This window comes from Leptospira abararensis (assembly GCF_016918735.1).
Taxonomy (GTDB): Bacteria; Spirochaetota; Leptospiria; order Leptospirales; family Leptospiraceae; genus Leptospira_A; species Leptospira_A abararensis.
In genome coordinates this window covers 22013-35938 of sequence record NZ_JAFFPR010000023.1, presented here as the reverse complement: position 1 = coordinate 35938, position 13926 = coordinate 22013, and the positions used below count along the sequence as shown (strand labels likewise).

16 protein-coding genes are annotated in these 13926 nt (G+C 39.4%); 13 read left to right on the top strand and 3 right to left on the bottom strand.

The features are described from left to right. Window positions 1-80: 80 nt before the first annotated feature. A complete protein-coding gene (locus JWG40_RS07775; protein WP_205285270.1) occupies window positions 81-491 on the top strand; it encodes a hypothetical protein in 411 nt (136 codons plus the stop codon). 224 nt (window positions 492-715) lie between these two features. Here JWG40_RS07775 and JWG40_RS07770 read toward each other — a convergent pair whose 3' ends face one another. Both JWG40_RS07770 and JWG40_RS07765 read right to left on the bottom strand, forming a co-directional pair. Beyond that, window positions 716-1105, bottom strand: coding sequence for a DUF302 domain-containing protein (locus JWG40_RS07770; protein ID WP_205285269.1), 390 nt, complete (start codon window positions 1103-1105; stop codon window positions 716-718). 83 nt (window positions 1106-1188) lie between these two features. After that, entirely contained in the window at window positions 1189-1629 is a 441-nt protein-coding gene (locus tag JWG40_RS07765; RefSeq protein WP_205285268.1) for a hypothetical protein, read from the bottom strand. Window positions 1630-1769: 140 nt separating this feature from the next. On the opposite strand from JWG40_RS07765, the gene speE reads away from it, so the two are divergent. From speE to JWG40_RS07710, 11 genes are all read left to right on the top strand, one after another. Next, entirely contained in the window at window positions 1770-2615 is an 846-nt protein-coding gene (gene speE / locus JWG40_RS07760; protein WP_002975754.1) for a polyamine aminopropyltransferase, read from the top strand. Between the two features lie 6 nt (window positions 2616-2621). Next, window positions 2622-3881, top strand: a complete 1260-nt coding sequence (locus tag JWG40_RS07755) for a hypothetical protein (protein WP_205285267.1) — start codon at window positions 2622-2624, stop codon at window positions 3879-3881. Then, a complete protein-coding gene (locus JWG40_RS07750; protein WP_205285266.1) occupies window positions 3871-4608 on the top strand; it encodes a hypothetical protein in 738 nt (245 codons plus the stop codon). The genes JWG40_RS07755 and JWG40_RS07750 overlap by 11 nt, the downstream gene beginning before the upstream one ends. Then, window positions 4605-5474, top strand: a complete 870-nt coding sequence (locus tag JWG40_RS07745; RefSeq protein ID WP_205285265.1) for a hypothetical protein — start codon at window positions 4605-4607, stop codon at window positions 5472-5474. Before JWG40_RS07750 ends, JWG40_RS07745 begins: the two co-directional genes overlap by 4 nt. A 2-nt stretch (window positions 5475-5476) precedes the next feature. Continuing rightward, complete coding sequence (gene pyrF, locus JWG40_RS07740) at window positions 5477-6304, top strand: orotidine-5'-phosphate decarboxylase (RefSeq protein ID WP_205285264.1); 828 nt, start codon at window positions 5477-5479, stop codon at window positions 6302-6304. Between the two features lie 26 nt (window positions 6305-6330). Beyond that, window positions 6331-7602, top strand: a complete 1272-nt coding sequence (locus JWG40_RS07735; RefSeq protein ID WP_205285263.1) for an NAD(P)/FAD-dependent oxidoreductase — start codon at window positions 6331-6333, stop codon at window positions 7600-7602. 8 nt (window positions 7603-7610) lie between these two features. Beyond that, window positions 7611-8411 carry a DUF1365 domain-containing protein gene (locus JWG40_RS07730; RefSeq protein ID WP_205285301.1) on the top strand — a complete coding sequence of 267 codons (801 nt, stop codon included), beginning with the start codon at window positions 7611-7613 and terminating at the stop codon, window positions 8409-8411. Next, window positions 8368-9681: an SAM-dependent methyltransferase gene (locus JWG40_RS07725; protein ID WP_205285262.1), complete on the top strand. Its 1314-nt coding sequence runs from the start codon at window positions 8368-8370 to the stop codon at window positions 9679-9681. Before JWG40_RS07730 ends, JWG40_RS07725 begins: the two co-directional genes overlap by 44 nt. Window positions 9682-9783: 102 nt before the next feature. Beyond that, the gene (locus JWG40_RS07720) at window positions 9784-10239 is read left to right on the top strand and encodes an SRPBCC family protein (RefSeq protein ID WP_205285261.1); all 456 of its coding nucleotides are present in this window, start codon (window positions 9784-9786) and stop codon (window positions 10237-10239) included. Between the two features lie 58 nt (window positions 10240-10297). Continuing rightward, window positions 10298-10660, top strand: coding sequence for a PLU-1-like domain protein (locus JWG40_RS07715; RefSeq protein ID WP_205285260.1), 363 nt, complete (start codon window positions 10298-10300; stop codon window positions 10658-10660). Between the two features lie 84 nt (window positions 10661-10744). Continuing rightward, window positions 10745-11806 carry a DUF1574 domain-containing protein gene (locus JWG40_RS07710; RefSeq protein WP_205285259.1) on the top strand — a complete coding sequence of 354 codons (1062 nt, stop codon included), beginning with the start codon at window positions 10745-10747 and terminating at the stop codon, window positions 11804-11806. On the opposite strand, the gene JWG40_RS07705 is transcribed toward JWG40_RS07710, so the two are convergent. Beyond that, on the bottom strand, window positions 11760-13271 hold the full coding sequence (locus JWG40_RS07705) for a peptidase MA family protein (protein WP_232369252.1): 1512 nt from the start codon (window positions 13269-13271) through the stop codon (window positions 11760-11762). The two genes, JWG40_RS07710 and JWG40_RS07705, sit on opposite strands and share 47 nt — an antisense overlap. On the opposite strand from JWG40_RS07705, the gene JWG40_RS07700 reads away from it, so the two are divergent. After that, a complete protein-coding gene (locus JWG40_RS07700) occupies window positions 13266-13913 on the top strand; it encodes a hypothetical protein (RefSeq protein WP_205285258.1) in 648 nt (215 codons plus the stop codon). The two genes, JWG40_RS07705 and JWG40_RS07700, sit on opposite strands and share 6 nt — an antisense overlap. Window positions 13914-13926 lie beyond the last annotated feature (13 nt).

Here is a 13926-nt window from a genome sequence, read left to right as displayed (position 1 = left end):
ATATAGTTTGACTTACGTCAAAAATTTAAGTTTCTAATCTCTCTTTGTAGAAATAATAAATTTCTACAAAGGAGTAAATTTTGAAAAAAATTAGTTTAATCATCGCATTGGCAGTTTCTGTCTCTGCATTCCAGTGCCAGTCAGGAGAAAAAACAACTGTTGATGATTCCCGGACGATATTAGAAGGGAGTTGGGTTCTAACAAACAATTGTGTCAAAAACCCGAGCCCTAATCCCGTTGCATGGCTTCTCATTAGCAACAATCGGGATATCAAATCTTGTTACAAAAGCAATAGTTCTGTTGTGAAGGGATTACTTATCAAACAAAGTGAGGGAAATTATAACATCGATTGGGCGGAAGGTCCTGCGTCAACAGCTCAGTATCCTGTGGGAGGACCTCTGAATCTTTTCGGAATGACTACACAAGGATCAACGGTTTGTTATACTCGTGTGAAAGGCTCAATATACAATCCACCAGCTTTTTGTAAGTGATAGGGAAACTTCAATTGTAAAAACAGGGGAGATTTTTGTTAATACAAAGTTTCTCCGCGCCACCGATTGCAGCGTAAATCCTTTCTGGTTGGAGAACCCATGTTTTCTAAAGGCAATCCTTCCAGAAAGATTGGAGCGGAAAGCGGGATCGCCTAATCGATAGAATGTGAAAACAAAATTCCATTGGCGAGGCGCCCCAAAAAATTTCCTAAAAAATATCTAATTCAATCGTGTAAGTGGTGGACGACCTGAATTAGTTTTTCTTGTACTTCTTTGGCAATTTTTTCGAGTTCGGGATTTTGAACTAGTTTTGTCATGGTCATGGGATCAAAGATAGAAACTTTAGTTTCCCCATTTTTTTCTTCGGTGACAACAACATTGCAAGGCAGTAATAGTCCGATTTCATCAGCGGTTAGGAGGGCTTTGTGCGCAAAACCAGGGTTACAGGCTCCAAGGATGGTATAACGTTTGAAATCGACTCCGATTTTTTCTTTGAGGGTGTGTTTGACGTCGATGGTGGTCAGAACGCCGAAACCTTCTTTTTTTAAAGCTTCGGTTGTGTCGGTGATGGTTTCTTCAAAACTCTTTTTTCTGTGAACGGTTAGTCCTAACATAATTCCTCCGTTATCCTATACCCCGTAGGGTATAGGAGTCGAAATGAAGTTGCAAGAAATTTTTGATTAGGTTTCGAAAAAGATCATTCTTTTTTCGGGAGTATTTGCATCTCTTCCACACTAGGAAGCTGTGTGGACATGTGACGGATTTCCCCTGTGGAATTTAAGAGAAAGTATTGAGGGAGTGGGTCGGTTTTTAAGGAAGCAAACCTGTCATCCAAGATGAGAGTTTGGAATTCCTGCTCTCTGGGGGTGTAGTTAAGAAGGACGTAAGTGCCGAGGTCTGGTTTCCCTTCCCCACATTCAAGCCCTTGCAACATCTCACACCTAGATTTGGTCACTGCAAGGAGGATGAGTTTTCCTTCGCGAGACGCTTGCCCAAAAGCGAAGGATTTGTTATGGCCCCAGTGGATTTCTTCACTCACCATTTCATTGATTTTGATATAACCATAAACCAAAAGTAAAATGAATAGTGGCATGGATAAAAAACCAACCAGGTAAAAAACACGGGAATATTTCTGCATACAAGGCAATGGAACCTAAGGGTCTGGTTCCCGCCAAGTTGAATTTTTAATCTTTAGTAAACCCAAATTTTCAAAAAAAACTACACCTTCTTCTTCCCATATCAAATCTGGTTTAAAGAGAGAAACCTTAGGAGAAATCAATGGAGATTTGGTATACCGAAAAATTGGAATTAGAAAAAGGCCGTGCTGTGAGTTACCGGGTAACAAAAACAATCGAAAGCCTACAATCTCCGTTCCAAAAAATCGATATTTTTGAAACACAATCCTTTGGTAGAATGTTTACACTCGATGGTGTAACAATGGTTACAAATAAGGATGAACATTCTTATCATGAAATGATTGCCCATATCCCAATGATGAGTCATCCCAACCCAGAATCCGTTCTTGTGATTGGTGGGGGAGACGGGGGAACTGTTCGTGAAGTATTAAAACACCCTTCCGTCAAAGAAGTTGTGTTATGCGAGATTGACAAAGCAGTTGTAGACATTAGTTATAAATACTTTCCCGAATGTGCGGATGCCATGAAAGATCCTAAGGTCATCCATTATTATGATGATGGGGCAAAATTTGCTAGGGACAACAAAGGCCGCTTTGATGTGATTTTAGTAGATTCGAGTGATCCTGTGGGGCCAGCAGAAGTACTCTTCAAAGAACCATTCTTTCGCGATATGGCAAGTGCCCTAAAACCAACAGGAATCATTGCCACTCAAGCGGAATCTTTTTGGTATCATGGAGATGTGATTTCTTCACTATTTGATTTCATTCCCAAAATTTTTCCTGAGTATGGATATTATTACACTACGATTCCGACGTACCCTTCGGGAATCATTGGTTTTACTTTTTTATCCAATGCGATTGATCCTTATTCAGTAACACCTGATCCGAAACGTGTTCCCAAAGGACTCAAATACTATAGTCCAGAAATTCATAAAGCGGCTTTTGTACTTCCTGAATTTGCAAAAGCTTATATCAAACGAAAAGGATAAATCTTTGTGAAATGGGTTTCCGTTTTCTATTTTTTAGTTTCTGCTTTTGCTCTGACAAGGCCTGGTTTTCTTTGGGCCCAAGAAACAAGAGCCACAAAATTAGAATTAGAAGCGGAATCCTATGAGGAACGTGGGTATTCTAAAAAAGCAGAAGAACTCCGCTCTAAGGTAAAACGGATTCGGGCGGATCAATTCCAAAATCGAGACCACCAAACGGATGTTTATCCGATCACTTCGAATCTACCTGCAACGAACAAAGGTTCTTTAGAGTTTCACCAAGGTACTTGGGAAATAGGATTTCGGGGGTTTACTCAGTTTGGGAGTTTTTCTCCAGGAAATGAATGGGCACTTGATAATGGTCGTGTTGCTTTCCAAGGAGGGACTCCGTATTATCCGCGTTCTCCTATTGGATACCAGAATATTCGAACCCTTCCTTATTCCTATGAGTTTGAGGATGTAAATCGGACCTCTGGTTCTATATCCCCTCGAGTGGCTTATAAACATAAATCGGCAAAATGGGGATTGGAATATACCTACTTCCAGTTTCAAACAACCAATGATTCTATCTCCTTAGGTTTTTTGGGTGGAACACAGTCGGCTTACCACTCAGATCGTTTGTATAGCGCAGAACATAAGTTAGTAGTAAAAATTTTCGAAGAGTATTCTAGAAATATTGGTTATAGCTGGGATTTCGGAATCCGAGCGGGTTCTTTTCACACAAACTCTGTTTTTTCCTCCCAGACCTTGGGACAGACGGGCGTTATGCGAGACTCGATGCGTTATCTTGCACCGAGTACTGGGATTAAGTTTTATTATAAATTACAAAATGGTTTTTCCTATGAATTGGGGGGAGATTTATTTTTTACTCCCCTAGGTCGGCTCCAATACAGAAGGGATATTTTCACACAAATCGGCGGTGTACCGAGGTTTGCGGAAGGTATAGTTTTAGGAGATGAAGCTTATTCCATTTTTTCAGAAAAACCAGTCCAAACTACCATTGTAGGTCTTGATTTATTAGGACAATTCAACTGGCAACCGTTAGAGCACCATAAATTTCACTTGGGATTACAAGTCATCCAATACATTTGGAGAGCTAACGAATCCTATGCGCCAGGAATTCGAGCCTTAAACCAAGAGTCTTTTCACTCGGGAGTAAGAGATTATTATTTGAGCTCTGCTTATTACGAAGCGGATGGTCGGGACAAACGTCCTTCTCGCAGTTACTTAATTCAGAATTTATACTTTGGATACACTTATGTTTTTTAGTGTTCGTTTTTCAACAATAATGCTTTTGTTTGGTTCTTTTTTAGCCATGGGCTGCGGAGTTTCCCTTCGGGTGTATCGGCCTTTTCCTAAGGAGACAGCTTTTGAATATGTCAAAAAAATGGATCATATTCAAATCATTGTAAATGAGGAAAACCGAATGAAGATGGGAGTTTATGATGGGTATTTTTTTAAGCCCGAAGGACTTCCCAATGAATATGGTCCTTTGTCTTATTTAATACGAAAAGAACTCTCTATCCGAGGAGACCGTTTTCCTTTGTTACTTGATAGAGGAGGAAAAATTCTAGTCGATGAATTTCAATTGGTTTCTTTGGACAGGTGTTCAAAAAACCTAAGTTTTGTAAAAATGAAAGTGCGAATTCAAATTGCAGGAACACAAGAAGAGCAGTTTTCCTATTATGATGAAATTGATTCTCGTGTGACCAATTGTTATTTAACAGGGAGTATTTTAACGGTAGTACCTTTGCTTTGGTATGTGCCATACAATGGATTTCGGGGAAACCGAGAGGACCAATTGAACCAATTAGGTAGAAATTCTTTATCGGAATTTTTTACTAGATTGGAAGTATTATCTGGATATAATAATAACCCTATGATGGAAAAGATGTCGGAACCTCAAAATGAGCCGACACCCGTAAAACCCAAACAAACTCCCACCAAACAAGAGCCAGTGGATCCAAAACTAAAGGAAATTCTAGAGAGTCTATGAAATTCCAAGGTTTTGTCATTCTATTTTGGATTGGGTTTAGTTTTTCCAATTGTTACTCTCTAGAAAAACCATACAATTATGGAAATCCATATCTCCCGAGTCCAGAGTTTACGGAAGAGGATCCTCAATTTGAAGAAGGGGAACCGGTCTGGATTTTGGACCAAACGGGGAATTGGATATTTTCTCTTCCTTCCAAGTTAGTCCTTTGGAATCTAAAGGCAGACAACCACCATATTTCCAAAGAAACCAAAGACTATTTGATTCGTTATATTAAAGAAAATAACTTACGTGATGTGAAAGTTCGTTTCAATCAATACTCTCCCCTTTCGGAATGGAAACGACTTCCGAAAAATAAAAATATCAACCCAGTGGTCCGGTATTTTTTTGGATCGATTTCTTTACTTGCTTATACTTTTCTTCCAGGTCGTTTGTTTGCAGGAACGATCGGAGGGGATCATTATAATTCTTTTACAAACACAATCAATGTATATTCTGATTTGCCTCCTGTTGTCATTCATGAAGGAGGCCATGCCAAAGACTTTGCACAGAGAGAAAAAAGAACTCTATATGCAGCAGTTTATGCAATTCCGGTGGTGGGTGCCCTTTACCATGAAGCAAGAGCTTCCGATGATGCATTGAATTATTTTGCTGAAAAAAATGACAAAGAACAATTGAATTCATCCTACGAACTTCTTACCCCTGCCTATTCCACCTATGTGGGAGGAGCCATTGGAGATGTGGTGGCCAATCCTATCACTGCTGTGGCGGTGATCCCGGGTCATATTTACGGTCGTTATAAAAAAAGGGATATTGATATGGAATTAGAAAAGAGAAAACAAAAGACTCCATTTAAGGAACCTAAGTAAATTTGAATCCAAGATCCAACTTCATCCAGAAATTCAATTCCCGTAGAGACTCGCTTAAATCCTTACTTTGTATTGGTCTCGATCCGGAATTGGAAAAATTACCTAAAGTGAGTTTGGATTCCAAAGCTCCGCTCGTACATTTTACAGAAACCATCATCCGTTATACCCATTCTTATACGACTGCTTGGAAACCAAATGTGGCTTTTTTTGAACGGTTGGGAGCAGAAGGATACTTTGCCTTAGAACATATGGTACAAGTGATGCGAGAAGTTTCCCCAGAAGTGCCCATTGTGATGGATGCCAAAAGAGGGGACTTGGCAAATACCTCCAAAGAGTATGCGAAATACTTTTTCCAATCTTTGAAAGTAGATGCTCTGACAGTGAATCCTTACATGGGCCGAGATAGTTTGGTTCCTTACTTGGATCTAGGTGGGTATATTTTTGTCCTCGGACTTACTTCCAATCCTTCTTCTAGTGACTTCCAAAAACAAAAGTTGGTAGGAAAGGAAATCTTTCTCTATGAAGAGGTGAGTGATCAGATGGCAAAGCTTGGGGAAGAGTATCCGAACCAAGTGGGACTTGTGGTGGGAGGAACCCATCCTTCGGAAATCAAAGCCTTACGTGTCCGTCATCCAGAAATGTATTTTCTTATTCCTGGATTTGGAGCGCAAGGGGGGGATTTAGAATCCATCATCCAAGCCTCAGGGAAACGATCGCTCATCAATTCTTCTCGTGGGATTACTCTTAGTTCTTTAGAAGAAAATTTCGGACAAGTCGCACAAAAGAAAGCAGAAGAAGTTCACTTACAAATGAACCAACTCTTTCTCTGATGGTCTAATCACCAACAGGGAAACAAGTGAAAGAAAGATTAGCCATCGTTGGTACAGGAATCGCAGGTCTCGGCTCCGCCTACTTTTTAAAAAATGATTTTGATTTAACGATTTTTGACAGTGCCGATTATATCGGAGGCCATACCAATACAGTGATGGTAGAGGAGAATGGAGTTTCCATTCCGATTGATACTGGGTTTATAGTATTCAACCATGTAACCTATCCCAATTTACTTAGACTCTTCAAAACATTGAATGTTCCAACAAAAAAATCGGACATGTCTTTTAGCGTACAACATGATCCCACCAAATTAGAGTTTTGTGGGTCTGGGCTTACTGGACTCTTTGCTCAGAAAAAAAATCTTTTTCGACCTCGGTATTTGAAGATGTTGCTTCAGATCGACCGGTTTAATCAATCGGCACCAAAGATTTTGGAAGATCCGAAATATGACGATTGGGATTTGGGTCGGTATATGGAAACTTTTGGGTATGGGAAAGACATCCTAAATTTTTATTTAATCCCAATGAGTTCGGCAGTATGGTCCACTCCACCAGATTTGATGTTAGAATTTCCAGCAAAATCACTCATCCGTTTTTTTTACAACCATGGATTTTTGGGACTGAATACCCAACACCAATGGTATACGGTGGATGGAGGATCCCATGAATATAGTAAAAGGATCATTGCACCGATAAAAGATCGTTTTCGTTTGAATACACCTGTAAAACAAGTGAACCGGACAGCTGAAAGTAAGGTGGAACTTGTATTTGGCGAAGGAAAACGGGAAGTATTCGATAAAGTTTTACTTGCCACTCATGGCCATATTTCTGCGAAATTGTTAGGAAATCCGACAAAATCAGAGAGTGAGTTACTTCCACTTTATCGTTACCAACACAATACCGCCACACTCCATACCGATGCCAGTGATATGCCAAAGGTAAATTCTTGTTGGTCGAGTTGGAATTACAAAATTGTCGAAGGGACCGGTGGAAAACAGGATCCTTATACGATCTATTGGATGAACCGACTTCAAAATGTTTCCAACAAACAAAATTATTTTGTGACCATTAATGATCCTGACCGCGTGCGAAAAGACAAAATCATTAAAAAAATTGATTATGAACATCCACTTTTTTCTGTAGAAGCTTCTCTTGGACAAAGCCGTCTGCCAGAGTTAAACGAAACCGGTCCGATCTACTATGCAGGTGCTTACTTTCGGTATGGGTTCCATGAAGATGGATTTTTGTCTGCCGTAAATGTCTCTCGAAACATTCTGAAAAGGGATCCATGGACTTAAACTCTTGTATGTATGAAGCGGACGTATTTCATGCACGGACCGCTCCAAGACCTAACAAATTCCAATATAGGATTTTTAATTTTTATTTGGATTTGTCTGAAATAGACCAGTTGTCTCACAAAAGCTTTTGGTTTTCCAGAAATCGTTGGAACCTGTTTTCCTTTTATGACAAAGACCATATCCAGTTTGGAAAAGAGAACATTTATGAAAACATAAAGGCCTTCCTTACCGCATCGGGGGTAACAAACATTGGAAAGATATTTCTATTAACGAACCTTAGGGTGCTCGGGTACGGATTCAATCCGGTTAGTTTTTACTTTTGTTATGACAATTCAGGACAACCCCTAGTATCCATTGCAGAAGTAGGGAATACGTTTGGAGAGATCAAACCATACATCGGATACTTTAAGAACACCAAAGGTACGATTGCAAATCCAGAAGTGTACATTCGAGAACAAAAGAACTTTTATGTCTCACCTTTCATTCCTTTAGATTCCGAATTTGAGTTCCGATTGAACATACCGAAAGAACAATTGCAGATCGGTGTCGACTCTTATGAAAATGGGAAACGAATTCTTACGACATCCTTTCTTGGAAAAAAAATTCCATTTCATTCTAAATACTTATTAAAACTTTTTACCCAATTTCCTTTCATCACCGTCAAAATAATAACATTGATTCATTGGCAAGCTTTCAAGTTATGGATGAAAAAAATTCCATACATACAGAAAGGCCAAAACTTAGAGAAACAAACAGGAGTTCCCCTTGGAAAAATCACAGAACCAGTCCCTCTTACAAGACACGATTGATTCAGAACTTTTTACCGAATTAAAGAACAAATCTAGCGTAGAACAATTTCCCATTTATAGGAAAATATTTTTTAAAGCAATGAGTTCCATGAAGAGAGGATCACTTCGAATGATCCTTCCTGAGGGAGAACAGTTGGTCATTGGAGATCCCAATTCTTCCTTTGATCCGAAATTTCATTCAGCGCTGATTCATGTGAAAAATCCAGTTTTTTTCAAAAAATCAGTGTTATACGGAGATATCGGATTTTCAGAATCCTATTTAACTGGGGATTGGGATACTGATTCGATTGAAAATGTGATCTCTTGGTTTATATTAAATGTGGATGACAGTCCTAGCCTTTCGGGTGCAAAGAAAAAATTATTTCATTTGGATTTGTTTAATTTAGGTAATAAATTCTTACATTTTCTAAGAAAAAACACCTTAACTGGGAGTAAAAAAAATATCGTAGAACATTATGATTTAGGGAATCAATTTTATAAATTGTTTTTAGATCCGACAATGACTTATAGTTCTGCTTATTTCGAATCCTTGGACCAGACACTGGAAGAAGCTCAAACTAAGAAAGTAGATACACTTTGCCAAAAGTTAAAACTAAATCCAGCCGACCATCTTTTGGAAATTGGAAGTGGTTGGGGATTTTTATCGATTCATGCAGCAAAAAATTATGGATGTCGGGTTACTACAGTTACTCTTTCCGAAGAACAATATGTTTATGCGAAAGCACGGATTGAAAAAGAGGGTCTTGCTGATAAAATAGAAATTCGAATTCAAGATTATCGTAAAATTGAAGGGCAGTTCACGAAGATTGTTTCTGTAGAAATGTTAGAGGCAGTGGGGGATGCATTTTATGAAACCTTCTTTCAGAAATGCCAAGAGCTTCTTACAAGGGATGGGATTATGGCACTTCAGGTAATCACCTGTCCTGATTCTAGATTTACATCTTTCAAAAATGGAATCGATTTCATTCAGAAACATATTTTTCCTGGTTCTCTTTTGCCTTCCATTGGCCGGATGAACCAAGCCATAAATCGCACAGGAGATATGTATCTTTTCCATTTAGAAGATATGGGTCTTAGTTATGCGAAGACTTTAAGAATTTGGCTTACTAGTTTTGAAGAAAATCTGACTGAAGTAAGAAACCAAGGTTATAGCGAAACTTTTATTAGAAAGTGGAGATACTACTTGGCTTATTGTGCGGCTGCATTTCAAATGAGAAATATCAGCGTAGTTCAGTCTGTCTACGTTAGGCCAAACAATCTAAAAATCTAAATTGGGTTTTCGCCGGAAACTACCGGTGCAGAAGCCAGACTGGTAGTTTTCTATCCAAAAAACATCTTGCCAAAGGAACCTTGAGTCTTTACTACTCTGTCTATGAGAGAAACGAAGTCAGTATTTACTTTTGATGAACCAATTGAACGATTGTGGTCGGGAATCACCGTCTACGAGGTGTTAGTCCATTGGTTGGCTGATGAGGTAAGGGGAAGACCAAAGGTCGATGGTGACTTCTCTTGGACATGGAAATTGGGACTCGAGGGTGATTTCACCACTCATGGGATTTATAAAAAGATTGAACCACTCAAAGAATTGGTTATGGAATGGAAAGACCATCCCGCAGATCCTACTGGAAACATTTATTTACAATTATTATTCGAATCTTTGGGGCCAAATCAGTCGCAACTAACAATTGTTAATGGCGGATTCCCGGATGGAGAAGGTTCCGATGTGTGGATTGAGGGAGCAAAAGAAGCATGGGATGGGCAAGCCGTACACTTAAAAGGCTTTCTTAAGGAAAACCCAGATATCACAAAATTTTTTAAAAAGCCTTGATCTCTAAGGCCTTTCTAAAATCCTGGTAAAAGTAAGGGTTGTTAAGGAGGGTTGGAAGATGGAATATCCCGAATTGGAAACGTATTTCCAGAAATTAACTGATATAACAGACCGTATCGCAATGATGAACAATCATTTTGATGCGACACCTGAAATCGACATATCACAGTTATCTGAGTTTTCCGCTGACATTCAGTCAAAGGATTGGGAGAATACGGATAGAGAGTATTATGAACTCTTTACTAGCTATTTTACTTTTCATGTAAAAACTGTGGAAGAAATCATTCAAGAAGCACGCGAGATTTTGAACCCGGAAAACCGGGAGTATGTAAAGAAACTGGTAAGTCATGTTCGTAATGCGGATGACTGGTTTGTAAATCTTAAAAAGAAACGCAAACTCGCTCGTACACAAGTCGCTTAAACTTTTCTCTCCCTCGGTCGAAACCAAGGGAGAGTCACCTCAATTCGCTTTACAATTAAATCCATTTCCTTTCTCCTTTCAGATATGCTCAAGGCACGGTTTCTTTTTTACCCGCTTATCCTTTTACTATTTCTGTTTTTAGTTGATTCTCTATTTCGAATCCCCTATGTTCAGACAATTACGAAGATCGATTTAACGGCTGTTAACTATAAGGCAAAATCAGATTTTTTAGAAAAACTGATTGCTGAAAAACCAGGGGTCCATTCTCCAAAAACCAAAAAAATCATGTTAATTTTGGGATCCTCGCGCCTACTTTATTTCGATCATGATGAGCTTGTTTCTTTTTATCCTGATTGGGATATTTATAATCTTTCTTCTGCTGTAACAACTCCTGCTTATTACGACTTCCAACTTACGAAGGTATTGGATGCGGGGATCAAACCTGACCTAGTCATCATGGAAACCGATCCAAATCAATTTAACCATAACTCGGTATTCAAAAGTTCTAACCTAACTTATAGTTTTGATCTATCTTATGTTCTTTCCAACTTGAGTTTGTTTGGAAAAGACCATGTGTCCTTTTACATAGGTCGCAAACTTTTTGCTGTGGGAACTTACAAACCTTACCTAGACCAAATGTGGAAGAACTATAAAAACCCTTATTTGGATAATGCCATTGGAATGCATCAGGCTACTTACGATTTTATCCTCACTCATAATGGGAATGGGCTTTCTCCCATAGACAATTATATGGAAAAGGACTCAAACTCTCTGCAAATGACAAGCCATAGGACTTTGGATTGGTTATTTGCATCTTATGTTCGTAGTCCTATGCAATTTGGTTTTTATGAAAAGATTTTGAATCGTTTGCAGACTGAAAAAATCAAAACAGTAATTATTTGGCCCCTTTCTTCCCCAGACTTTGAAACTTTGATGGAAAAAGAACCTCTTGTCAAAACTTGGGAGAAAGAAATTGACGAAGTCACGGCAAAACGTAATTTTTCCATTCTCAAACTAAAGAATGATCCATCATACACTTGTAATGCGTTTGCCGATGGTGGACATGTGGCAAAGGATTGTTATCGTGGTTTGATGCGTTCTATTCTATTGGAATACTTTCGGAAGTATGAACCGAATCATCTGTAAATTCTATCCCACAGATAGGGATTGGTCCTGAATTAGGGTTTTCTTCGATCACCGATTTTAACGAACGAGGTTTTTTAGGAATCACCATTGTGGTTCCTTCTTCATTTGTTTGTATATACTTGAAGCTAACATTGACACCAGCAGGGGAATCAGCCCAAAAAAATACTCCTTTCGACGGTGCCGTCACAATCCTCCCATAGTTCTTGCGCGAATTTGCTGCAGAGATGATCGGCGTGTTCGTATAATAAAAGTTTGTTGATCCTTGTTTGATTGTACCTTTCGAGGTAGTGGGAGAAACGGGATTTGTGATAATTCTTGTCAGACTTGTTGACAACGGATATTTTACTAGAGCTGCAGATAAATTGACCGTGGTTGATCCGGCACCATCAGAATTGACTTGTTCTACTGAAGTTAGGTTTGTGATCCCAAAACTTTGGGCACTGAGTAAGGCAAATAAACGAAAGAATACATCCGAATTTTGAGAACCTAATGCGGTGGAGTCAAAATTGGCAGAGGTTTTAAAAACATTAATCAGATTCCCTGTCGAGTTTGCCCTTGTACCAGAAGCACCGATCACTGTTTCTCTAAAAAAGTTTTGTCTTTGAGTATCTGTAGTTCCAGAGATGTCATAGAGATAACGCATAAATACATAGGCATAGGAATATTGTTTTAGAATGTCCGAACCACTGCTATCCCAATTGAGTAGTGATACTCCGTTGATCCCATCAGCACAACGCGAGTCATTCACTCCCGAATAACAATCCATTCTACTTATTTGTGGTCCATATCCTGCAATATCACTTGCGACTTCGCTTGTACCTTCGTTAATCCAAAGTTCGTCGTTTTGGTTTGCAGCACGCATTCTTGGGTATCGTAGTAAGTGTTGGAATTCATGGGCTGCGGTGGAAGCAAAAGCATTGGGGTCGTGGTTAATAGCGGCTATCAGTTCCTTCCCATCCAGATACAGAACCTCTGCATAGTTGGAGCGAACTCGAGAAAATAAATTGTCTGGAAAATAATTCATGGGATCAAAGTATCCAGCCACGTAAGCACTGTTTGCTGTAGCACCATCCCGAATGTCCATAACGAGGATTTTTACTTTACCATCTCCATCGATGTCACTTGGTGTACCAAAGGTCGCAATTAGTGCAGGATAAGTGATGGTATCAAAATCTCGAGCAAACTTAACTAAATCGTAATTTACGGATAAAGATCTTTCTTTATAAACTTCTACATTGGTTCCAGAACTAACTAAATCGACAGGAACACAGACGCTTGCTTGTGTGATTAAATCCCTGGCCCAAAGATCAGCTCCGTTCACACAATTGGCTCCAATCAGTGCATAGGTTCCAAGAAGTAGAACTAGGTCGTCATTTTTTTCTGTTTGTGGATTGAACGGAATGCAATAAGATGTGAATGATGTTAAAAAGAAGAAGGGAAAAAGGATCAGTCGTTTTAAATGCATAAATTCTTGGTACCCTGTCTTTTTTCCCTAACCTTCTTTTGGACGAATCCAAACTTTGGAAAGTCTCTAGACGGTTTGTATTTTTCCGAGAAGTTACCTACGGAGAATGGCTACCTTTTATTAGGGATAGAGATTTTTACAGAAAAGGGAAACTCTTTTTATAACGCCCAGGAGCTTAGGTTCCAAAAATCTCGTGGCTGGGAAGAGATTTTATTTGTCGGCAAAGTTACAAGAGAGGGAACGGATTTCCTCCTTATCCCAGAAGCCTGTCAAATCCGCGCCGCTGCAACTTGGGGCAAAAAAATGGCACTCCTACGCAGGTTCGATTGCGACCATTTGCAGTTTCGGTTGGGAGTGGGAGATTCTGGATTTTTTGTCCTTTCTGAATCCCTGTTTGGAACCAGAAAAGAAGTGACTTTATCTTATGTCCTAGAACATACCGTGGGAAATTCTGTTGCTGTCCTTTTTGAAGCGCCACAGATGACAACGGAAGGCATTTGGGGCTTTCATTTGAATGGGCTGGGAACAAGGAACCCAGAATGGACCTGGAATCCTTCCAAACGCAGTTGGGAGCCATTCCAAGGTTACCAGTCCCGGGAAGGTTTACAATTCTATCGGTGGAAACGAACCTTTTCTAATTGACCCAGGTGTTCGT

Coding starts and splice junctions, on each gene's coding strand:
- JWG40_RS07710 (WP_205285259.1), top strand. CDS start 10,745: ATGCTCAAGGCACGGTTTCTTTTTTACCCGCTTATCCTTTTACTATTT.
- JWG40_RS07730 (WP_205285301.1), top strand. CDS start 7,611: ATGTATGAAGCGGACGTATTTCATGCACGGACCGCTCCAAGACCTAAC.
- speE (WP_002975754.1), top strand. CDS start 1,770: ATGGAGATTTGGTATACCGAAAAATTGGAATTAGAAAAAGGCCGTGCT.
- JWG40_RS07745 (WP_205285265.1), top strand. CDS start 4,605: ATGAAATTCCAAGGTTTTGTCATTCTATTTTGGATTGGGTTTAGTTTT.
- JWG40_RS07720 (WP_205285261.1), top strand. CDS start 9,784: ATGAGAGAAACGAAGTCAGTATTTACTTTTGATGAACCAATTGAACGA.
- JWG40_RS07770 (WP_205285269.1), bottom strand. CDS start 1,105: ATGTTAGGACTAACCGTTCACAGAAAAAAGAGTTTTGAAGAAACCATC.
- JWG40_RS07700 (WP_205285258.1), top strand. CDS start 13,266: ATGCATAAATTCTTGGTACCCTGTCTTTTTTCCCTAACCTTCTTTTGG.
- JWG40_RS07765 (WP_205285268.1), bottom strand. CDS start 1,629: ATGCAGAAATATTCCCGTGTTTTTTACCTGGTTGGTTTTTTATCCATG.
- JWG40_RS07705 (WP_232369252.1), bottom strand. CDS start 13,271: ATGCATTTAAAACGACTGATCCTTTTTCCCTTCTTCTTTTTAACATCA.
- JWG40_RS07715 (WP_205285260.1), top strand. CDS start 10,298: ATGGAATATCCCGAATTGGAAACGTATTTCCAGAAATTAACTGATATA.
- JWG40_RS07750 (WP_205285266.1), top strand. CDS start 3,871: ATGTTTTTTAGTGTTCGTTTTTCAACAATAATGCTTTTGTTTGGTTCT.